General features: G+C 58.1%; 16 protein-coding genes and 1 riboswitch. Of the genes, 5 read left to right on the top strand and 11 right to left on the bottom strand.

The window, feature by feature from the left end:
* Nucleotides 1–23: 23 nt before the first annotated feature.
* The 10 genes from MUN82_RS05025 to tkt form a co-directional block, all read right to left on the bottom strand.
* A complete protein-coding gene (locus MUN82_RS05025; RefSeq protein ID WP_245095451.1) occupies nucleotides 24–1,409 on the bottom strand; it encodes a DoxX family protein in 1,386 nt (461 codons plus the stop codon).
* Between the two features lie 123 nt (nucleotides 1,410–1,532).
* Entirely contained in the window at nucleotides 1,533–2,933 is a 1,401-nt protein-coding gene (locus tag MUN82_RS05030) for a RagB/SusD family nutrient uptake outer membrane protein (protein WP_245095453.1), read from the bottom strand.
* A gap of 45 nt (nucleotides 2,934–2,978) precedes the next feature.
* Entirely contained in the window at nucleotides 2,979–3,428 is a 450-nt protein-coding gene (locus MUN82_RS22360) for a hypothetical protein (protein WP_311136427.1), read from the bottom strand.
* Nucleotides 3,320–5,977, bottom strand: a complete 2,658-nt coding sequence (locus MUN82_RS05035; RefSeq protein WP_311136428.1) for a SusC/RagA family TonB-linked outer membrane protein — start codon at nucleotides 5,975–5,977, stop codon at nucleotides 3,320–3,322. The genes MUN82_RS22360 and MUN82_RS05035 overlap by 109 nt, the downstream gene beginning before the upstream one ends.
* Before the next feature lie 782 nt (nucleotides 5,978–6,759).
* Nucleotides 6,760–6,851, bottom strand: a riboswitch (SAM riboswitch).
* 850 nt (nucleotides 6,852–7,701) lie between these two features.
* Nucleotides 7,702–7,875, bottom strand: a complete 174-nt coding sequence (locus tag MUN82_RS05040) for a hypothetical protein (protein WP_245095455.1) — start codon at nucleotides 7,873–7,875, stop codon at nucleotides 7,702–7,704.
* A gap of 46 nt (nucleotides 7,876–7,921) precedes the next feature.
* Nucleotides 7,922–9,568 carry a MutS-related protein gene (locus MUN82_RS05045; RefSeq protein WP_245095457.1) on the bottom strand — a complete coding sequence of 549 codons (1,647 nt, stop codon included), beginning with the start codon at nucleotides 9,566–9,568 and terminating at the stop codon, nucleotides 7,922–7,924.
* 164 nt (nucleotides 9,569–9,732) lie between these two features.
* Nucleotides 9,733–10,224: a HEAT repeat domain-containing protein gene (locus MUN82_RS05050; RefSeq protein WP_245095459.1), complete on the bottom strand. Its 492-nt coding sequence runs from the start codon at nucleotides 10,222–10,224 to the stop codon at nucleotides 9,733–9,735.
* Nucleotides 10,225–10,267: 43 nt separating this feature from the next.
* Entirely contained in the window at nucleotides 10,268–10,621 is a 354-nt protein-coding gene (locus MUN82_RS05055) for a spore germination protein GerW family protein (protein ID WP_245095460.1), read from the bottom strand.
* A gap of 128 nt (nucleotides 10,622–10,749) precedes the next feature.
* A complete protein-coding gene (locus tag MUN82_RS05060; protein ID WP_245095461.1) occupies nucleotides 10,750–13,560 on the bottom strand; it encodes a bifunctional transaldolase/phosoglucose isomerase in 2,811 nt (936 codons plus the stop codon).
* Nucleotides 13,561–13,790: 230 nt separating this feature from the next.
* Nucleotides 13,791–15,842, bottom strand: a complete 2,052-nt coding sequence (tkt, locus tag MUN82_RS05065; RefSeq protein ID WP_245095463.1) for a transketolase — start codon at nucleotides 15,840–15,842, stop codon at nucleotides 13,791–13,793.
* Between the two features lie 248 nt (nucleotides 15,843–16,090).
* Between tkt and modA the strand changes: the two genes are divergently transcribed.
* From modA to mutM, 4 genes are all read left to right on the top strand, one after another.
* Nucleotides 16,091–16,858, top strand: coding sequence for a molybdate ABC transporter substrate-binding protein (gene modA, locus MUN82_RS05070; RefSeq protein ID WP_245095464.1), 768 nt, complete (start codon nucleotides 16,091–16,093; stop codon nucleotides 16,856–16,858).
* Between the two features lie 172 nt (nucleotides 16,859–17,030).
* Nucleotides 17,031–17,705, top strand: coding sequence for a molybdate ABC transporter permease subunit (gene modB, locus MUN82_RS05075; RefSeq protein WP_245095466.1), 675 nt, complete (start codon nucleotides 17,031–17,033; stop codon nucleotides 17,703–17,705).
* Nucleotides 17,702–18,553 (top strand): ATP-binding cassette domain-containing protein, encoded by an 852-nt coding sequence (locus MUN82_RS05080; RefSeq protein WP_245095468.1) that lies wholly within the window; start codon nucleotides 17,702–17,704, stop codon nucleotides 18,551–18,553. The genes modB and MUN82_RS05080 overlap by 4 nt, the downstream gene beginning before the upstream one ends.
* 99 nt (nucleotides 18,554–18,652) lie before the next feature.
* Nucleotides 18,653–19,510 (top strand): DNA-formamidopyrimidine glycosylase, encoded by an 858-nt coding sequence (gene mutM / locus MUN82_RS05085; protein ID WP_245095470.1) that lies wholly within the window; start codon nucleotides 18,653–18,655, stop codon nucleotides 19,508–19,510.
* Nucleotides 19,511–19,624: 114 nt separating this feature from the next.
* Here the strand turns inward: mutM and MUN82_RS05090 are convergent, their stop codons facing one another.
* Nucleotides 19,625–20,503, bottom strand: a complete 879-nt coding sequence (locus MUN82_RS05090) for a M48 family metalloprotease (protein ID WP_245095471.1) — start codon at nucleotides 20,501–20,503, stop codon at nucleotides 19,625–19,627.
* Nucleotides 20,504–20,962: 459 nt separating this feature from the next.
* Between MUN82_RS05090 and MUN82_RS05095 the strand changes: the two genes are divergently transcribed.
* The gene (locus MUN82_RS05095) at nucleotides 20,963–21,892 is read left to right on the top strand and encodes a PAS domain-containing protein (RefSeq protein ID WP_245095473.1); all 930 of its coding nucleotides are present in this window, start codon (nucleotides 20,963–20,965) and stop codon (nucleotides 21,890–21,892) included.
* Nucleotides 21,893–21,972: the final 80 nt, after the last annotated feature.

Raw genomic sequence — 21,972 nt, forward strand, 5'->3', positions numbered from 1 at the left:
CAGGCGTTTTCAGGTGAGAAGTACTACAGTTTCAGCCCCCCGCGACGACCCGTCTTGGTGGCTTCTTCGAGTAGGTATTTCTTGTCGCGTTTTTCCAGCACCACTTGTAAGTCGCGCCCTTGGGCGTCGGTACCGGTGAGCGTGAGGGTGCGGGCCGTGGGGCGGGTAAGGCGGAGGGTAAGCGTATCGGTGCCCTCCAGCGGGTTCCGGTTACGCAGGGTGAGGGTTTGGCCGTCGGGGCTGAGTTGATAGGCGTAGTAGTGGCGGCCACCGGACCCGGCAAACTCGTAGGAGCGGGCGGGGTCTTGAGAATGAATGCTTTCGGTGGTGCTGTGGTAGAGCACCACCGGGCGGGCGGAGCGGACGCTAAGCGTATTCCACTGTTCGAGCACCACATCTTGCCAGCGTTCCGGATCGGTGGCCGAGTAGGGACGTAGTTGCCCCGCCAGGCGGAATTCGCGCACGTTGTAGAGGCCGGCGGCGTTGGGCAGGCCCGGCGTCTGGGGGTAGTGGTAGGGGCCACGTTGGTAGGCAGCGTACGTTTTTACGCCGTACAGTCCCACAAACAGGAGCACGAAACCCCCTTTCAGCGTACGCCGCGCTGCGCGTTGCCAGCCAGCAGGTAACGCCAGCCGAAAGCGGTTGGGTACGGCCGGGCGCTCCAGCGTGAGCAAGTCATTCACGCGGCGCGCATCATACCAGAGCACCACCAGCGCTAAGGCCAGCAGGTAGAAGCTGTACACGTACTCGCCGCCCTCGTAAGCCAGGTTCGAGAGGAACACATTGCCCAGAAAGGAAATACTCAAAAAGGCCCCGATACTGGCCGTGCGCCGCCCTAGCAGCAGCACCGCGCTCAGAATCTCTACCAGTCCCAGAAACGACTGGTACGAAGGCACGATGCCCAGACTAAGGGAAAAGATTTTCCAATCGCTCAACTCTCCGTAGTGCGTGTTGAGCAAACTGAGGGAGGGCAATGGCGCCTGCATGGGAAAAAGCTTCAGAAAACCGTAGCCCAGCAGCCCCGCCGCCAACCGGTAGCGCACCAGCACCCGCAGCCAGTAATACAGGGTAGCGTAGTCCGGGCGGCTTTTCCCTACCCAGCTCCAAGCAGCAGCCCCCACGGCGGCCAGCGCAGCTACCACCGCCCAGTTGGCGAAGGTATCGGGCCCGTCGAAAAAGCGCGGGGAGTAATGAGCCAGCCGAAAAATGTCGCCGAAGGAGAAGCCCGACCAGTTGACGGCTAGGTCATAGTAGTAGTGCCAGTCGAGTGGCACGATCTGCAGCACGAAATACAAGAAAACAAACCGAAACAACCCTTTGGTAAAGCCCGACCACGGGGCTTCGGTGGCTGGAGTGGCCGCGTGTAGCGGCGCTGAGACGGTAACTGCGGGAGATAGGGTAGCAGGCATAGCAACAAGGAAATGCGTGGAAAGAAGCCAGCTTCTGTATCGTTGAATTGTGCTGGGGCTGATGCGCTTATGGCAGAACTCCTTCAGGCTTGTGCCGGATGAAGGGGTAGGGAACGGCCGAGGTTAGTAGCCCTCGTTCTGCGTTAGGGCCGCATCTACCTGCAACTGGCTGATAGGGATGGGTAGCACTAGGCGGGAGCTGGGTAGCGGGGCGTTGGCCTTCACCGGGTCGGGGAAAAGAGCCGTGGCCCGGCCGGTACGCGCCAGGTCAAACCAACGGTGCGGTTCCAGGGCAAATTCCAAGCGCCTTTCCTCCTCAATGGCCAGCAGCACCGCTGCCGGCGTGGTGGCCGCGCTGCCGGCTAGGCCGGCGCGCGTACGCACGGCATTCAGGTCGGTTAGTGCCTCTGCCAGTTTGCCTTGCTTGGCGCGCGCCTCGGCCCGAATCAAATACAGCTCCGCAATGCGGAAGATATAGCTGGGGTCGGAGCCGGGGCTGCGGTAATAGAGGTTGCCGTACCAAGTAGTGCTTGTGGTAGAGGCAATCAGGGTGGTGCGACCGTTGGCCGTATTGTTCGGGGCAGTCGTCAGTAGGGACACCAGCGCGGTATTGGGGGCCCATTGCCGGGTGCCGCCGTTAGCTGTAGGTTGCCACTGCCCGCGGTGGTTGTTTACCTCCGTGGTACCGTTGTAAAACAGCTCAAATACCGATTCGCGGGTGCCACGCGCGTTGTTGGCAAACCACGCATTGAAGGGTGCTACCAACTGGTAATTAGCATTGTCGCTGATAAGGCGGGTAGCGTACTCTTCGGCCAGCGCCCACTTCTGCTGGTATAAGTACAGCCGCGCTTTCAGGGCCCACACCGTTTTTCGCGTGGCGCGGTACCGGTCGTTGGTAGTCACGGTGGCCGGATTGGGTAGCAACGGCTCGGCAACGTCCAGGTCGCGCAGCACCTGGGCGTAGGTTTCGGCCTGAGTAGCGCGGGCAATACCCTGGTTGTCGGTGGCCGTGAGGGTAGGCTGCGTAATGAGCGGCACCCCCCCGAAGATGCGGGCCAAATCAAAATAAGCCAGGGCCCGCAGGAAATACGCCTCGCCCAGGTACTGGTTCTTCAGCGTTTCCGTCAGCAACGGATCCACGACGGCCGGCACGCGCGCCAGAATGTGGTTGGCGCGGTTGATAGTCACGTAAATGGCCGACCACACCGTGCCGATGGTTGCGTTATCAGCCCGCACGTTGTGGGTAACAAACTCCTGCACCTGCGACTGGGTGCCGGTCCACTGCACGTCGCCCCCGCCCAGGTAGCCAATCGATTGAAAGCTAGTGCCGTAGTAGCCCCCACTGGCCAGCGCGCTATACACGCCGCTGAGCGCGGTACTAGCCGATTTCTGATCCGTAATGGTCTGGTTGTCGGCAACGGATTCGCGGGGTGGCACCTCCAAATAATCATTGCAGGCACTCGCACTCAGCACCAGCGCAATAAAAGAAAACAGCGAAACGGTCTTTAAATAAGCGAGAGACATAGCGAAGGGAGTAAGAGGAAGAGAAGGGTAGGCAGGAAATCGGACCTAAAAGGTGGCACTGACCCCTACTTGCCAGCTGCGCGGCTGTGGCGGTGTACCCAAGTCAATGCCCTGTTGGTTGGCATCGCTACTGGAGGCCGATTCGGGGTCGAGGCCCGTGTAGTTGGTGAGGAGCACCAGGTTGGTGCCCTGCGCATACACGCGCACCGAGCTGCCGCGCAACTGGCGGGTAAGCTTTTCCGGCAGCGTATAGCCCAGGTTCACGTTGCGCAGGCGTATAAAAGAGCCGTCTTCCAGCCAGCGGCTACCCCCATCCAGGTAATTGTTCACGTTGATGCCGTCGGGCCGGGGCACATCGGTCATGTCGCCGGGCTGCTGCCAGCGGTTCAGGTTGCTGGCGAAGATGACGCGGGCCTCGTCCCGGGCGCCGCCCCCTTCCCCGAAGAAGCGGTTGTGGTTGTAGACCTTGTTACCGTATTGAAAGGAAAGCAACACGCTGGCATCAAAATTCTTGTAGGAAAGTGTGTTGCTGAGGCCCCGAAGAATTTGGGCCAGGTACTTCCTACAATCTGCCGGTCGGCGGCTGTGATTTTCCCATCCCCGTCCACGTCGTCGTACACCGCGTTACCGGTCTGCGGATCTACGTACAGCTGCTTGTACACCCAGAAAGAGTAGAGCGGATACCCCTGCTGCTGCAAAATGAGGTTGCGGCTCCCGAACTGGGTAGGGGTTGCCAGCTTCTCGATGGTATTGCCATTGGTGGCAATGTTGAAATTAGTCGACCAGTTGAAATCAGCCTTGCGGATGTTGATGGTATTCAGCACAAACTCCAGCCCCTTGTTGCTGATCTCCACCGCGTTGGCCCAGTAGGAGCTAAACCCCGTCGTGGCGGGTTCCGTCAGCTGAATCAGGCCGTCGCGGGTGTATTTGTAGTAGGCGTTGAACTCCAGCCCGATGCGACCCTCCAACAACCCCACGTCCAGGCCCAAGTTGGCCTGACTGGTTTGCTCCCATTTCAGGTCTGCGTTGGCCAGTTGCTGCGGCGCTGTGCCCGCGTTGCCCAAGTAGTTTGCGCCGCCATTCCAAAGGCCCCGGGCCGCAAAGTTGCCGATGCCATTCTGGTTGCCGGTCAGGCCGTAGCTAGCGCGTAGCTTCAGGTCGCTTAGTACCGTTACGTCGCGCAGAAAGCGTTCCTGCTTGAGGCGCCAGGCGGCACCTACGCTGGGGAAATAGCCCCAACGGTTGGCTGCCCCAAAGCGCGAGGAGCCGTCGGCCCGAAAGCTTATGTTCAGCAGGTAGCGGTCAGCGAAGTTGTAGTCAGCCCGGCCGAAGAAAGAAGCCAGTCGGTACCCCGACCAGTTCTCGGTACTGCTAGTTACCGACGCCGCTGAAATTTCCCGGAACGCATTGTTCGGAAACCCTGTGCCCTGCGCAAAAGTGCGCTCGTACACGTCGCTTTGCAGGCCATTGCCCACCACCACGCCCACGCCGTGCTTGCCAACTTGCTGGCGGTAGGTGAGCGTATTTTCGTTGAGCAGGGAGGAGTAGTGCGATACGCTGGAGGTAGCCAACCCGCCCACGCCGGCCCCAGCAATTAAGAAGGTGTTCCAGTATTCCTTTTCGTCGTAGTTATTGTAATCGACCCCGAAACTGGTGCGGAACTTCAGGTTGGGCAGCACCTGCGCCTCGGCATAGAGGTTGCCGATGTAGCGAATACTGGTGGAGTTGACGTCGTAGTTATCAATGAGTAGCTCCACATTATCGAAGCTGGCGCGGCCTACCAGTTGTCCGTTGGCGTCGTAGGGCGAAAGGAGGGTAGGGGTGTGCAAAGCGGCTTGCAGCAGCCCGCCGGCCGGACCGTCGCCGGCGCGGCCCTCGTTGCGGTAGGTGCGCGTGAAGGTGTTGCTGACCCCAAGCTGCACCTTGTCTGAGAGCTGCTGGTCGAGGTTGACTTTGAAGCTGGCGCGCTGAAAATCAATGGGCCGCAGTATGGATTCTTGTTTGGTGAAGCCTCCACCGAGGTAGTAGCGCGTTGTACTGTTGCCGCCCGCTACCGACAAATCGTAGTTCTGCACGCGTGCTGTGCGGAACACCTGGCTTAGTCGGTCGTAGGTGGGCTGCTCTTCGGGCAGGCCGCGCCCCCCAGCCGCTACGGGGCGGTAGGGCCGGTTTTCGTAAGTGTGAGGGGTAGGGCCGGTAGTATTCAGCCAGTTTTCGTTGACTAACTGCGCGTGCTCCGGTCCCGTTGCCAGGTCCCAGAGCTTGGCGGCCTTGGCCCATCCCTGCGACACGTTGAGGCTCACCTTGGGCTTTTGGTTGAAGCTGCCGCGGCGCGTGGTGACCAGTATCACGCCATTGGCGCCGCGGGCCCCGTACAACGCCGTCGCGTCGGCATCCTTCAGTACTTCAATACTTTCAATATCCGCCGGATTCAGGTCTGCAATAGGCGATGAGGCTTTCCCGCCCGTACTGATGGTTTGCAGACTATTGTTATTGATAAAGACCCCATCCACCACGTAGAGCGGCGTGTTGGAGCCGTTGATGGTTGTAGCGCCCCGTACGCGCACGTTCACCGCTTGCCCCGGCACCCCGGAATTCGACGAAATCTGCACGCCCGCTACTTTGCCCTGCAATTGCGCGTCGAAGCTACCCACCGGCAGCTCCTTGGTATCCGAGGGGTCTACTTTCACAATGGCGCCGGTCAGGTTTTTGCGCTGCTGCGTGCCGTAGCCAACTATTACCACCTCATTCAGCTGGCCTTGGTCGGGTGCCAACCGTACCGTAAGAGTACCTGTCTGGCGCGCGCTCACCTCCTGCGTTTTATAGCCGATAGAGGAGAAAATAAGCGTTGTTGCTTCCGAGGCGTCTGGCAGCGAAAATGAGCCATCAGACAGCGTAGCGGTGCCAGCTGTAGTGCCCTTCACCCGAATTGTTACGCCGGGTAGTGGTTGCCCGGCTTCGTCTAGTACTTTGCCCGTTATCGGGCCAGCAACCGCCTGATAATGCCTTGCCAACGGTGAATTGGCCGTAGCTGTGGTTGCCATACTCCACGCAACAAGCGTCGAGGATAGAAAATACTTCATGTAGTACGTTGATTTGGGGGCAGCAGACTACGGGCAGCAGCTATATAAAGCGCGCATCGTTGTGCCTACTTGCCCCGAGCGTTGTCGGAGAAGAGGACATGCAAATTCGTTGAGCGCGGTAGCGCCTATTTGCATTAATTTGTCTATGATGGTGAGTGCTGCCTGCGGCCACTTTGCGTGCTCAGCACCGCTGTGGTTTGGAAGTAGCAGGCCTTGTCTAAGGTGAAAATTCGCTGAAAAATTCAGAAAATCACCTCTTTAATAAGGTTGTGGTTTCTGTAGGCGCGCAGCAAACAGTAGGCTATGTGTAGCAAAACAAACCAATTGTACAGCCCGGCAAACTTGTAACTATTTTGATGTAACAAGTTCTCGTCGCGCTTTCGTAGAACGCACGATTATCCGTTTGCGTGAGCAGACAAGTGCACGTTGTCGACTACGCAGATCAGAAGGCCAAGAAGTGAAAGAGGCAGTAATGCTACCGTTGCAACCTGCTGAGATGTTGCAAGAACGTTGCTGCATGCGCTTACTGCCACTGCTCTATGAAAGCAGCGAAACGCATGTAGGGGGAGTAGTCCGCAGCAGGGCGGCAGGGAGATGGATATTAAACGCTACGAGTTCATTACTCCGCCCTCTGCCGCGCCCATACAGACGTACACTATTGCCAAATGGCAACAACGATGCTGTACTCCTTGGGGTGTGGCAGAAGAAACGAAGAGATGAAGGGAGGCGTCCACAACAACTTGCTTTTATATGGTCAGGACTTGGCACCGTTCAGGATCTTCCTGTGGTTGCCGGCGCTTCACGGAGCCTGTCTCTCCACGCCTCTGTATAAAAACAATCCTTTGTTGATTTTGGGATTGATAAAGCAAATATAGTGTTGCGTTTTTTAGAAAAACAAATTTAGTTTTAGAAATTTCTCGGCTGGGTACGCTCACGTCGAAGGAGGTTACTCTGCCCATTGCTTTGCCGGTTACAGTAGAAACCCTACCCCATGGGCTGCGACTGCCCGGCACTATCACCCTTGACCGGACGCGCCTTAGGAGTAGCTACAATTCGACCTCCTTTTTTCAAAACTTGGGCAGCTATGCCATCTGTAACGATTTTCAGGTGGCGCTTGATGTGGTAGCGCAGCAAAAGCAGGCTAGTCCTCAGCGCCGATTAGAGCGTATCAACCCGTCATACAGCAGTACCCAGAGTGGCAAGCACCACAAAACGGGCGGCGTGTTTGCCGGAGCAGGTAGCCGCGCAGGGAAACTGTTGGCGGCAGTTACACTAGCCGCTCAATGGAGCAGTGCCGGGCATCACATCCCGTATCAAAGAAGCGTTGGGCGCGGCACTTGCGCCCAACGGAGTGAGGGATTGATGGCCTGAATATTTTTTATACCTTTTACCAATAAATTAAGCTAAGCTCATGAAAACCATCTCGATTCTCCTTGTTAGCACTGGGCTATTTTGTTTCTCTATGTCGGCCGCTGCTCAAACAACTCCGAAGCCAAAGGCTAAAACAACTGTATCCTCTCAGCCGCACATGAATAAAAAATCGACTTCTAAAAATCTCGCAGTTATTAAAGACACGGCTGCTTTCCGCCGTTCGAGCCGGCCCGACGCGATGCCTATTCGTGTGAGGCCTAGAAGTATTAAGAAGTATTAAGTAGACAATATTCTGACCTGACACAAACAGTACTTTATGCTTGTCGCCACAACCTCGGCAGGCTCCGCAGCAGCGCCCACGCTACTACCCCGCTCACGGCAATGATGGAAGCCGTAGAGCTGCGGATGGGCCGGAAGCGGGTAGCGCCTTCTTTCAGCTCAATATAGCTAACGGGCGTACCGGCTACGCTGCTGCCACAGTGGTACAAAGTATAAAACCTGAGTTCAGTACAGAGTACTGTCACCAATAACTATTTAGCTTAACAAATCCTCCTTGTAGATGGTCGAGTTAGCCACAGCATCTGGTTCTGCCGACGTGGTTAGGTGCGCACCATGCGGGTGCGGCCGTGTAGCTAAGGTGGTACTGAGCGCTTGCGCCGCAGCAACCACCTGCGCCGGGTAGTGCAGGCGCGCCAACAACCGAATGGCGTTGCGCGTGGTGAGGGGACCAGTTTTGAGACGATAGTCGAAATACCAATCTTCCTCCGTGACAGTTTCGCAAAAGTGGTACTCGACAAAACACGATTGCAAGAGCGTGCCTAGCTCCCCATCGTGGGTGGCCGCCACTACCCAGCTGCGGGGCTGCAAGTAGGCCAGTACGGCCTTGTTCGCGGCGATGCGCTCCTGCGTGTTTGTGCCTTTGAACAATTCATCCAGCAGCAGCAGGTAGCTGCCGGGGGCCGCGTCGCAGGCCAGCAGCAACTGCCGCATGGTTTCGGCTTCGACCAAATAATAACTTTTGCCCGTGGACAGGCTGTCGGCTAGGTTGAGGCTGGTGAGCACCCGGCAAATAGGGGCGCGGTAAGCGGTAGCCGGGCACGTGGCAATCGTTTGGGCCAGGAGGGCATTCACGCCCAGCGTGCGCATAAAGGTGGTTTTGCCGGCCATGTTCGAGCCGGTGAGTAGTACGCCGGATTCGGCCAACGTGAGGTCGTTTGGCACGCACCCTGGCACCAGCGGGTGGTAACCGCCTAGCAATTGGATGCCCGCGACGGCCGGCTCGAAGTGTGGTACGCAGGTGTCGTGGCGCTGGCGGAAGCTGGCCACCGCCAGGGCGCAATCAACGTAGCCCACCGCCTCAAAAACGGCTCGAATGGCGGGCGCTTGCCGCTGTATGGCCACTCGGCAGCGGGCATACAACAGTTGGTCAACCAACAGCAGCATCTTGAGTATCTCCAGCAGTCCCATATTATCCACTACCTGAAAGAAAGCCGCTTGCCGCAAAACACCTCCTAATCTAGCCAGGGGCTCGGACAGCAGTTGGAGCGGCCGTAGGGGTAGGGCTGCCCGCTGCAACTCTCTTCCTGCACGGTGCAAGCGGCCCAGTTGCAACAACGGGCGAACATAGAGCTGAATCCGTACGCGTTGCCGAAGGTGAAACACCGCATTGAAGCAACCAAACGCAAGCGTGCCCAACCAAAGCATGGGGAGCCAAAAGCCCCCGAGCAACGTGGCCAACAGCCCTAGCGCGAGCAGCGCCGAGAGGCGCACGTTAGGCAATGAGGGTAGGGGCTCCTCGCCCAGCAAATCGACCAGGTAGTACGCCTCCTGAGCCGTCAGATGGTCGAGGGCGAGCAGGGCTTGGCCGCGGACCACGGGTTGCTGCGCCAGCAGGGTCGCGGCGGCGTCAAACTCGTGCAGGGCGTCCTTGTCGTCGAGCGGGCTGCGCAGGCGGTGGTAGAGGCATTGCTGGCCTACCGGGCTCACGGTGGCATCGAGCAGGGTAAAGAGCGAGTCGCCGTTCAGGTCAGCCCAGGTTTGGTCGGGCAGGCGGTGATACGCGGGCTCGTGCTGCACGTGGTTGTAGTAACGGGCCACCAGGGGAATACGGGGAGTGCTCGCAGCCGGCTGTTGCCAGGCCGCTTCCAAGCGGCGTAAGCGCTTGCGAGAAGGAGTCCACATAAGAAGATAGGGTAGCTACCAGGGCGTGAGTTATAGGATATAGTTGGTAGCTGTAAGTAGTTCGAAAGGTAGCTTAGTAATTTTATAAGGAAGCTATCATATTGGATACAATAGTTAAGCGAGTAAAACCTTTACTGAGGTTAGTCTGAGAGCCAATGACAGCTTCAGTCCTGGTCGAGGGCTAGATCACGCAAAAAAACATCTGGTTCATTCTCGGCATACACAGCTAAAATAGAGGCAGCACGTGACCCTGGGATTTGAAGCAAAGCGATGATGGTACTGCTTTTCACGTCTCCGTCCTCATCTGCTAACAAGTGCGCTAAGAGACTAATCAGGCTGTCATCTGGAAAGTGCGTGGCGACTTGAGCGCTCCATTGACGCACATATACCTGCGCACTGATTAAGCTGCGCTGTAAATGTGGCAACACTTGTGACGGTGAGTAGTGAAGTATAACATTCTCGACGAGTTGATACAGTCCATTACCGTTGCGTCCGCCAAAGGAGTGCAAAAACAGCGGAATACAACGCGGGTCTGGGTGACGTGAAAAGTGTTCTAGGAGCAGATGATAGGTGTGTCCTTGTTGCAATGTCAGGTCTTGATCATTGGGCAACGGCTGGTGCCGCGCTAACCATGCCAAGGCTTCGGAAGTCGTCATGTCGTTTGGCTCAGTCCAGAAGTGAATAATGTCTTTATCACCTCTACCTCCACAGCTTCGGCAGGCTCCGCAGCAGCGCCCACGCTACTACCCCGCTCACGGCAATGATAGATGCTGTAGAGCTGCGGATGGACCGGAAGCGGGTAGCGCCTTCTTTCAACTCAATATAGCCAACGGGCGTAACGACCACCCCTCCACCACCGCCGGAGCCAGCTGCATCGGGAAGGCGGCCGCCACCGCCGCCACCAAAACCATAAACGACCCGCGCTACGGGAATTACTGTGAGGCCGTTGCGCTCCACGGGCTCGCCGTATACGGTGCGGGCTGTGGCCGTGGCGCTTAGCTGCTCTGCTAGGCGCTGAGCTACTGTGAGGGTAGGGGAATCAGAAGATGTCATAGGAAAAGTATTTGATAAAAAAGAGCGTCATACTGAGCGCAGCCCAAGCGTAAAAGTTTAAGGAAAACAAACAAAAGGAGCCAGCGGCTTACACCGCTGGCTCCTTTTTTATTCATCTGAAAACTGCTTTAGAAAGCAGCCAACAGCGTTTTCAAACCTGCAGCGGCATCGTTGCCGAGGTGCACGTGCAGGGTGCGACGGTCGGCGCTTTGCAGGGCTTCCAGGTCGCCTTGGGCCTGGGCGTCTTGCAGGGTGCCGAAAGAGTAAGAACGGCCTGGGAGGGGCAGATCCTGCGGGTGGCCCGCCGTGAGCTGCAGGAACAGACCCGTGTTGGGGCCGCCCTTGTGGTACTGGCCGGTAGAGTGCAGGAAGCGCGGACCGTAGCCGAACGTGGTAGCCACGTGCAGCTTGTCCTGAATCTTCTGGCGTAGCTCTGCCGTCTCCTCGTTCACCGCTGCCGATTCAGTTAGGTAGGCTTGAATGGAAACGTAGTCGCCGGCTTTGGCTTGCGCGAAGAACTGCTGTACTAGCTCCTGAGCCGAGCCGCCCGATACCGACGAGTAGTAGTCCAGTCCACCTTCCGACAGCGCTTTTTCTTGCTCCGGTAGGCTGCCTTTTTCGGCTACTTCCTTCATAATCTTGTCGGTAGCCGTTTTGGCGGCTTGCACGTTGGGCTGGTCGAAGGGGTTGATGCCCAGCACTGCACCGGCAATAGCCGTAGCAGCTTCCCAGCGGAAGAATTCAGCACCCAGGTCCAGCGCATCCTTCATACGGATGGTGATAACCGGATGGCCTGCCTCTTGCAGGGTTTTCAGCTTCTGCGTGTTATCCTCGTCGGCTTCGTTCTCGTAGCCCACATACACAAACACGCGGTCCTGGCCGTACACCTCGGGCTTGCCTAGGTGCTCGCCGGCTACCGGCAAAATGCCTTTGCCTTCCTTGCCAGTGCTTTCCGCCAGCAACTGCTCCAGCCACAAGCCTAGGTCGCTCAGCGACTTAGGCACTACCAGCGTGAGCTTGTCGCGGCCTTGGGTAGACAGCACGCCCAACGCAGCACCTAGCTGCAAGCCGGGGTTGTTGTCGCTGGGGCCGTAGGCACCGCAGGCACGCATCATAATAACGGCGCGGGCCAACAGCTCGCCCACGTTGATGCCGTAGAGCGCAGCTGGTACCAGTCCGAAGAACGTGAGAGCCGAGAAACGGCCGCCTACCTCTGGGAAGTTCAGGAACACCTTGCGGTAGCCCAGCTCTTTTGCTGTTTCGATGAACGGGGAGCCGGGGTCGGTGATGCCGATGAAATTCTCACCGGCTTTGTCGCCTTTCACGGCTTTCACCTTCTCGTAGAAGTAGTCGCCGAACGCCAGCGGCTCGGCCGTGGTGCCTGATTTGCTAGCTACGATGAACAGCGTGTGCTCCAGCGGCACGGCCTTTTCAATCTCCTGTACCGTACCGGGGTTGGTGGTGTCTAGAATCAGCACGTCGAGGCCGTTTTCGCCTTTCGGGAACGACTTCTCGAACACGATGGGCGCCATAGTGCTACCGCCCATACCCATCACTACCACGTGAGTGAAACCCTCAGCTTTGGCTTCCTGAGCAAACTGCTCTAGGCGGCCTACCTCGTCTACCATGGTTTCAGCCACGCGCAGCCAGCCCATGTAGCTGCGGATGCTCTCCTGGGCTTTGGCGTCCTGCGTCCACAGGTCGGCCTGCTTGTTCCAGAAACCCGTGATGAAGTCCGACTTCTTATACTCCTCAATTTTAGCGTCAACTTCCTGCTGATACTGGCCCAGCTGCATGTCGGCAGCTACGGGTTGCAAGTCCAGCGCTTGCACGCGCTTTTTCTCAATCGAGTCGATCAGCTTAGCGAAGGGCTCTTTGAACTTCTGGCCGCCGTCTTCTTCCAGGAACTGCGTGCGCTCCTGTAGGTCGATGCCCAGTTTGGGTAGGGCGTTTAGTACTTCGTCTACCTGGTCGAGGTTGGTTTCCAGGGTGTTGGCTACCTTGCCTTGCTCACGGAACAGGTCTAGGGTCTCCACCGGAATGGTGTTCACCGTCTCCGGACCAATGAGGCCGTCTACGTAGCGCAGGTTGTCGTATTTGGGGTTTTTGTTGCCAGTGCTGGCCCACAGCAGGCGCTGCGTATTGGCACCTTTTTGCTTGAGCGCTTCCCAACGCGGTCCGGCAAAAATGCCTTTGTAGAGCTGGTAGGCTTTTTTAGCGCTAGCTAGTGCTACTTCACCCACCAGCGGTTCGGCTATTTTGGCTTTGTCGCCGCCTTCTTCCACTATTTTCTCCAACACGGGGTCCAGCAGCACATCGATGCGGGAGAGGAAGAAGCTGGCTACGGAGTTGATGTTGTCGATGGCACCGCCGGCTTTCACGCGGTCTTCCAGGCCCGAGATGTAGGCCTCGGCTACCGCTTCGTAGCGCTCCAGTCCAAAAATCAGCGTCACGTTCACGTTCACGCCTTCCGAGATGAGCTTGCGGATAGCGGGTAAGCCTTCTAGGGTAGCAGGTACCTTAATCATCACGTTGGGGCGGTCTACGGCTTTCCAGAAGCGCAGGCCCTCCTCAATAGTGCCCTCGGTGTCGTTGATGAGGTTAGGGCCTACCTCCAGGCTCACGTAGCCGTCGCCGGAGTTGTCGTGGCTGTCGTAGAGCGGGCGAAACAGGTCGCAGGCGTGCTGCACGTCGGCCACGGCCAGCTCAGCGTAAATGTCGTCGGCCGATTTGCCTTGCAAGGCCAGAGCCCGAATGGTAGTATCGTAGTCGTCGCTGCCGCCAATGGCTTTCTCGAAAATAGCCGGGTTCGACGTCACGCCACGCAAATCTTCTTCCTTGATGCGCTTTACCAGCTCACCGTTGATGAGGATTTTGCGACGGATGAAGTCTAGCCAGATACTCTGGTCGAATTCGCGGATTTTGTTGAGTGCGTTCATAAGAAATGGGTAGAAGCTGGGGCCAGTGCCCCGACCGGAAACGTGTTAGGACAGTTCGCGGCGCTAAGCTAGGGAAAACCAAATATTCAGGCTAACGGATTTAAAAAGGGAATACCGAAACCGTTGCCAGGTAGGGAGGGGGGAGTAGTTATCATTCTGAAGGGAGTGAAGAATCTGAGGAAAAACGGCTGCTTGTTACTCAGATTCCTCACTCCATTCAGAATGACAGATTACTTCAGCACTTCCTTCTTCTCAATGCCAACGTCATTGCCTTTCAGCAGTTCGCGGGCTTGTTTCACTACGTTGTCTACGCTGAAGCCAAATTCGGCCATCACTTCCTCGCCGGGGCCGGATTCGCCAAAGCGGTTCATGCTGATGGTAGTGCCCTCGTCGGTCACGTACTTGTGCCAGCCAATGGGCGAGCCGGCCTCAATGGCAATGCGCTTGCGCACAGTGGGGGGTAGGACTTGATGCTGGTACTCGGGCTTCTCCAGCTCAAACAGCTCCCACGAGGGCATGCTTACCACGCGCACGGCCACACCTTCCTGGGTTAGTTTTTCCTGGGCTTCCAAGGCTAGCGATACTTCCGAGCCGGTGCCAATCAGAATTAATTCCGGCTGGCCGTTGTCGGCGTCTTTCAGGATGTAGGCGCCTTTGGCCACACCTTCGCGAGCTGAGCCCATCGTTTCTTGATCCAGCACGGGTAGCTTCTGGCGCGACAAGATCAGCGCCACCGGCGTTTCGGCTTGGGTGAGGGCAATGCGCCACGATTCCACGGTTTCGTTTGCGTCGGCGGGGCGCAGCACAATCAGGTTGGGCACCGTGCGCAGGCCAATGATCTGCTCCACCGGCTGGTGGGTAGGGCCGTCTTCGCCTAGGCCAATGCTGTCGTGCGTGAACACGAACGTGGCCGTGGATTGGGCCAGCGCCGTGAGGCGAATGGAGCCGCGCATATAGTCCGAAAAGTTCAGGAAGGTGCCGCCGTAGGGTCGCACGCCACCGTGGCGGGCCATGCCATTAAGGGCGCCGCCCATGGCGTGCTCACGCACCCCAAACCAGATATTGCTATCCTCGTAGCGGCCCGGCTGGAAGCTTTCCTCCCCCTTGGTCGACATGTCGTTGGACGAGGCCAAATCGGCAGAGCCACCAAACAGGTAGGGTACGCTTTTCTTGAGAGCCACGAGGGCTTTGCCCGAGGCCTGGCGGGTAGCCAAAGGACCATCGGCGGGCTTGAACACGGGCAGTTCAGCGTCCCAGCCCTGGGGTAGGTCGTGGCTGAAAGCCGTTTCGAATGCCTGTGCTTCGTTGGAAAATTCCTTCTTATATGCGGCAAATTGCTCGTTCCATTCTTGTTGCAACTGGGCGCCGCGCTGGCCGGGCTCCAGCAGGTGCTGTTTCACCTCCTCAGGCACAAAGAACTTCTCATCTGGATTCCAGCCTAGAAATTCCTTGGTTTTGCGCACGTTATCGGGGCCGAGAGGCGAGCCGTGCGACTTGTTGGTGCCTTCCAATGGCGAGCCGAAGCCGATAATCGTCTTCACGGCAATAATCGATGGGCGGTCCGTTTCGTTTTGTGCTTCGCGGATGGCAGCTTCAATAGCGTCTAGGTCGTTGCCGTCGCCTACTGTCTGGGTGTGCCAGCCATAGGCATCGAAGCGGGCCATCGGGTCTTCGGTGTAGGCGAGGCTAGTAGGGCCATCGAGTGAGATGCTGTTGTCGTCGTACAGGTAAATCATCTTGCCCAGCTTGAGGTGACCCGCCAGCGAGGCAGCCTCTGAAGCAATGCCTTCCATCAGGTCGCCGTCGCTCACCAATACGTAGGTGTAGTGGTCTACCACGGTGTGGCCGGGCTTATTATAGGTAGCAGCCTGGAAAGCTTCCGTCATAGCCATGCCCAGACCGTTGGCAAAGCCCTGGCCCAGCGGGCCGGTGGTTACCTCCACGCCCGCCGTCAGGTTCGACTCGGGGTGGCCGGGCGTTTTGGAGCCCATTTGCCGGAAGCGCTTCAGCTCCGACATCGGCAAATCGTAGCCGTAGAGGTGCAACAGGCTGTAGAGCAGCGCCGAGCCGTGTCCCGCCGACAAAATAAACCGGTCGCGGTTAGGCCACTCCGGGTCTTGGGGATTGAAGCGCAGGAAGCGCGACCACAGCACGTAGGTCATCGGGGCAGCGCCCAGCGGCAAGCCGGGGTGGCCGGAATTGGCCTCCTGCACCATATCAACGGATAACAGACGTAGGGTGTTGACGCTCAGCTGGTCCAGGGATTGTTGGTTTTCGGGCATGATATGGAAAGATTGAAAGAAGTTGAGGTGCGAAAGCAAAACAAAAAAGGCTGCCGACACAGCACGCGGCAACCGGTACGCCAAAGCCTACCATTCTTGGTTTACGGAAAAAGTGGGGTAAACGATAAATAAAAACCACACGCCCACCCAAAACACGCGACCAGAAAACCAGATTCACCGTTATACCTTTGCGTATATAGCGCTCGGCAGTTGGCATGCCGTCGCTCTTTTGATTTCTCTTTTACACTATGCCCCGTTTCCGTTTCCTGCTTTCTATAGTGCTCTTGCTACTCGGTAGCGCAGGGGCGATGCCGCCTAGCCCGGTAGCCCCGCCGCCGCTCACCATTGCCGCCGCCTCCGATTTGCAATACGTGATGGATTCCCTGCTCACCATCTACCGTCGCCAGCACCCACAACAGCAAGTGAAAGTAGTGTATGGCTCCTCGGGTAAGTTTTACCAGCAGCTCAGCCACGGCGCGCCATTCGATATTTACTTTTCTGCCGACAGCAACTACCCTCAAAAACTGCATCAAGAGGGCCTTACGGCCCGCGCCCCCCAGCGCTATGCTACCGGCCGGCTGGTGGTGTGGAGCAAAAAGTTCGACCCACGCACGCAGGGCATGAACACCTTGTTGAACCCGGCTATTCGTAAAATTGCCGTGGCCAACCCCGCCCACGCGCCCTACGGCCAGAAAGCCCAAGAGGCCCTGCAACACTACAACCTCTACAACCAACTGAAACCGCGCCTAGTGTTGGGCGAGAACATCAGCCAAACGGCTCAGTATGCCACTACTGGCGCCGCCGAAGCGGGGCTACTGGCGTTGTCGTTGGCCCGCAGCCCACAGCTACGCCGGCAGGGGCACTACTATCTTATTCCCGCCAATGCGCACACGCCCTTGGAACAAGCCTTCGTGGTAATGAAGCGCGCCGCCGGCAATTCGGCGGCAGCTTCGTTCACGGCATTTATCAGCAGTGCTCCAGCTAAAGCGGCGCTGAAGCGGTATGGGTTTGAGTAGGGTAGGGCGGAAATCCCAAACGTTTGTCATCCTGAGCGGAGCGAAGGACCTTATGCCTGCCGAACGATTAACGTAATAACGACTCCGTTCTGCGGGCAGAAGGTCCTTCGCCGCGCTCAGGGTGACAGATTAGCGACGCACCGCAAAATTGCTACTATTCAACCCTATCCCCTTGTCCGACTTCTCCCAAACCTTACTGCTCACTGCCAAGCTGGCCGCCCTTACTACCCTGCTGCTGTTGCTGCTAGGCGTGCCGCTGGCGTACTGGTTAGCGTATGCGCGCTTTCGGGGAAAGGCGTTGGTGGAGGCGCTGGTGAGTTTGCCGCTGGTGTTGCCGCCCACGGTTATTGGGTTTTACCTGCTGCTGGCTTTTAGTGCCGATAGCGGGGTGGGACGCTTTCTGGTGCACACGTTGGGGCTGGAGCTGAACTTCACGTTTGGCGGCATTCTGATTGGGTCGCTGGTGTACAGCCTGCCCTTTATGGTGCAGCCGGTGCAGGCAGCTTTGCACAATTTACCCCGCTCGCTAAGCGAAGCGGCATACACGCTGGGCAAGTCGCGGCTGACGACCTTGTGGCGGGTGCTGCTGCCCAACATCCGGCCGGCCCTGCTCAGCGCCGCAGTGCTGACGTTTGCGCATACCGTGGGCGAGTTTGGAGTGGTGCTGATGATTGGCGGCAACATTCCGGGCCAAACGCGGGTTGCTTCCATCGCCATCTACGACGCCGCCGAAAGCCTCGATTACGCCCGCGCCAACCACTACGCGCTGGTGCTGGTGGGGCTGTCCTTTGCGGGGCTGCTGTTGCTGGCTACTTTCACCAAACGCTCTGCCGGCCGCCTGCTGTGATTGACTTGCACCTCACCAAACCCCTGCAAACTGCGCATGGCCCAGGACTACTGGACGTGCGCCTGACAGTGGCGCCCGGCGAGCTGGTGGCGGTATACGGCGCCTCGGGCGCCGGCAAAACCACGCTGCTGCGCCTGCTGTCAGGCCTGAGCCGACCGGCCAGCGGCCACCTACGGGTAGGTGAGGAGACATGGTACGACCAGCCCCGCAGTATCTGGCTGCCACCCCAGCGCCGCAGCATCGGGTTTGTGTTTCAAGACTACGCGCTGTTTCCGAATATGACGGTGCGCCAGAACCTGGAGTTTGCCCTACCTGATGGGTCGGACAAAGCGCTAGTGGATGAATTGCTGGAGCTGATGGACCTGGGCGAGCTGGCCCGACAACGGCCGCAGCAGCTGTCAGGAGGGCAACAGCAGCGTGTGGCTCTGGCGCGGGCGCTGGCCCGGCAGCCCCGCTTGCTCCTACTCGATGAACCCCTGGCCGCTCTTGATGTGCCTACCCGCTTGCGCCTGCAACAGGCGCTGGCCGCGGCCCACCAGCGTTTCCAGCTCACTACCCTGCTCGTCAGCCACGACTACGCCGAAATTGCCCGCCTGGCTACTCGCGCCGTAGAGCTGGAGGGGGGTAGGGTGGTACGCGATGGTACGCCCGCGGAGGTGCTGCCCCGCGCTGAAGTAACACCTGCCTTCCGGCTGATCGGCACTGTAGTGGCTGCCGAGCGTTCTGCCACTGGCCAAACCTTGCGTGTGCGGGTAGGCGAGGAGGTAATGAGCGTAGAGGTAACTACCGCCACGCCCTACCAGCCGGGCGATACGCTGGTGCTGGCGGGCAGCGTGGAAAGAGGGTAAACGGATAGGTAGGTCTGCGAGGCATGGTTGTTTGAATAATGGCGAAACTCAACTGTAGAGCGGCGCGTTGTTTACTCACCATTTATTACTTCCTGCCTCGTGCCCGAACTACCCGAAGTCGAAACCTACCGCCGATTCCTCGACGACCTTATTCTACATCAATCCATTACAGCGGTAGAGGTGCGCGACGCCCACGTGCTCACCACCGACGAGGACACGCTGCGGCGCTACCTGGTGGGTAGGCAGGTGACGGCCACGCGCCGCTTGGGCAAAAACTGTTTCCTCGAACTCGACAATGACACTGTGCTGGCGCTGCACTTTGGCATGACTGGCGACGTGGGCGCCTATCGAGACGACCCCGACGCGCCGCGCTTCACCCGTGTAGCTCTGCACTTGGCCGACGGCATGCGCATCGCCTTCGTAGACCCGCGCAAGTTTGGTCGCATCCGCCTAGCTGGGAGTGTGGCCGAGTATCAGAAGCTGAAAAAGCTGGGTCCCGACGCCCTCGATATCACCTGGGAGCAACTGCAAGCGGCGCTCGGCAAGAAGAAAACCCTGCTAAAGCCCGCTCTACTCGACCAGCGCATCACTGCCGGCCTCGGCAACTGGATTGTAGATGAGGTGCTGTTTCAAGCCAAAATCAACCCCGAACGGCTGTGCAATACGCTTACCGAGAAGGAGTTTAAAGCCCTGCACGCTGCTATTCAACTTGTGCTGAAAACGGCCATTCAGCACGAAGCTACGTACCGCCATTTTCCGGCGTCGTTCCTGATTCACGCCCGCGAGTGGGACGACTCGGCCACGCCGGGTACCGACAAGCACCGGTTTTGTCCGCGCCACCCACGCACTGAAATCGAGAAGAAATACGTGGGCGGCCGGGCCACCTACTACTGCCCCAAGTGTCAGCCGGTGCCCGTTACGGTCCACGAAAAACCGGATGCCAGCGAAACTTCATAAGGGTAGTACAAGCGCAAGACGTAAAGCAAAGCCTCGATTTTGGCAAGTGCAACGCAAAAGCGCCAACCGCATGCGGTTGGCGCTTTGTTTTGGGTGATACTAGGTCCTCCTACCCTACGAGGGGTCGGTGAGCATGGCTACCAAGCGGCCGTTGGGGTTGTACACTGCCCCAGAGGTATCGATGTATAGGCGGCGCTGCTTGGAATCGACTAGAATCAGCGGGAAATCTTCGTCGTCGGAACGGGTGATATGGCCCACTACCTCGGCCGAGCGGGTGCCGGGCTCCACGTGCACTACATTCAGGTGGTTGGTGAGGTAAAACGGTTCATCCGGCGCATCGCGGAAGGTGAGCTTACCCACAATGGAAAGACGGCTGGACACGTTGCGAGCCACAGCGGGCGCCGTCGTCTGCGGCCGCAGCACAGCAGGAGCCGCCGATGGAGCCGCTACTTTGGAGCTAGCCGCAATCTGGGTGTTCGACTGCTGCCAACCCCGGCTGATGGCTGCCAGGCGTTGGGTGCGGCCGGGATGGGTAGCCGAGCCATACTCGTCTGATACTACCGCCATAGCGGCCTGGGCTTGGGCCAGGCTGGCGCCCATCTTGCGCAATACAAAGCCCGAAAACTCATCGGCTTCCAGCTCGTCGGCGGGGTTGGAGCCGCGGCCGGTGAGGGTGTGGCCATTGAGGTGGTGCCCCATCTCGTGGGCCAGAATGCTAGTGCCAGCCCAGTCGGTGCGGCCAGCACGGTTCACGGCCGCCACAAACTGCGGATTATACAACAAATAGCGCTGGCCGTTGTACACTACAGCCGCCGCATTCTCAACCTCCGACGTGGCTTGCAACTCGAAGCGGGGCTTCAAGCCTACCACCGAAGTGATATCGCGCAGCACGTCGCGCTGACCCGTAGACGTTTGAGCGTAGGAACTGGTGGTCAACAATACCCCCAGGACTAGGAACAGACCCGCCAGACGGCGGAAAGCAGGGTAGAGCATAGAGGTAAATTCTGAATGGATGAGGACAGAAGCCGGACAAGACATCAAAAAATCCTACTCGATGCGCAGTATCGGCCTTTGTCTATACAACGTCAAACCACACCTATTTCGTTTACTTTACTTGACGCGAGCGATGATTTTTTAGTGAAAAATATGCATTTCGTGTGTAGGTCAAGTCCCTTGGGCTGACACCTTGTTGCCTATTGCCACAGGAAAATACACCGGTGTGCATCGACGAGAACTGCCATGCATCGCAACCAAAGCATTTCTCGTTAAGCTTGTGCGCCTACACTACGTATATTTGGCCGTGTTTATTCGTTGCTGCTATGCTTCGCTCAGCTTATTATGTTCCCGCTCGCTGCCCGATTGGGGCGCGGTAAGTAGAGCGTAGCTGCTGATGCAGCTAGAATACCTGCATCAGCGACTCTTGCTGATGCAGACCCAACGCTTTTCTACTGTATGTCTACTGCTACTTCTAATCCTACCTTCGAGCGCCTGCAAACGGCTGTAGACGCTGCCGGCATGGGTACTTGGGATTTCAACCCGCTTACCGGCAGTCTGGTATGGTCGGCGCGCTGTAAGGAGATTTTTGGATTCTCAGCCGACCAAGACGTTACGTACGAGCAATTCCTGGATGGCGTGCACCCAGACGACCGTGCCGCCACGCAGACAGCCGTCACGCAGGCCCTGGACCCGGCCGGGTCGGGCTCTTATGCCATTGACTATCGTACGCGCTGGAACGAGCCAGACATGCCACCCCGCTGGGCCCACGCCACTGGGCGCGCGTTTTTCAACCCGGAACGGACGCAGGCACAGCGTTTCATCGGCACCATTGCCGATATAACAGCTCAGAAAGACACGCACGAGCTAGCGCGCCAGCGCGAGGCCGATTTGGCTACTATGGCGAACAGCATAGCGCAGCTCGCTTGGATTGCCGACGGGGAGGGCAACGTGACGTGGTACAACCAGCGGTGGTACGACTACACCGGCACTACCCTGGAGCAGTCTAAGGGTCAGAACTGGCAGCAAGTGCACCACCCCGATTATGTGCAAGGAGTGGTAGAACGGCTGCAACAGGCCTTTGCCGCCGGCGAGGCGTGGGAAGATACCTTCCCGCTGCGCGGGCAGGATGGCACGTACCGTTGGTTTCTCTCGCGGGCTGTGCCCCTGCGCAATCCACTGGGCGACATACTGCGCTGGTTTGGTACCAATACCGACGTAACCCAGATGCGTCAGTTGCAGGAGCAACTTTCGCAGGCCTATGAAGATCTGGAAGTGAAGGTGGCTTTCCGGAATTTAGCCCTGGAGCACGAAGTGCAGCAGCTACGGGCACAGCTGGCTCTGCTTACGCCATCTACAACTTCCACCGAAGGCAATACACTCGTGTAAGCGTACGAAGGCAGACAACTGCATCAGCCACTAAACAGAAACGGGGCGCTCCTATTAGGAGCGCCCCGTTTCTGTTTAGT

This window comes from Hymenobacter aerilatus (assembly GCF_022921095.1).
Classification (GTDB): Bacteria; Bacteroidota; Bacteroidia; order Cytophagales; family Hymenobacteraceae; genus Hymenobacter; species Hymenobacter aerilatus.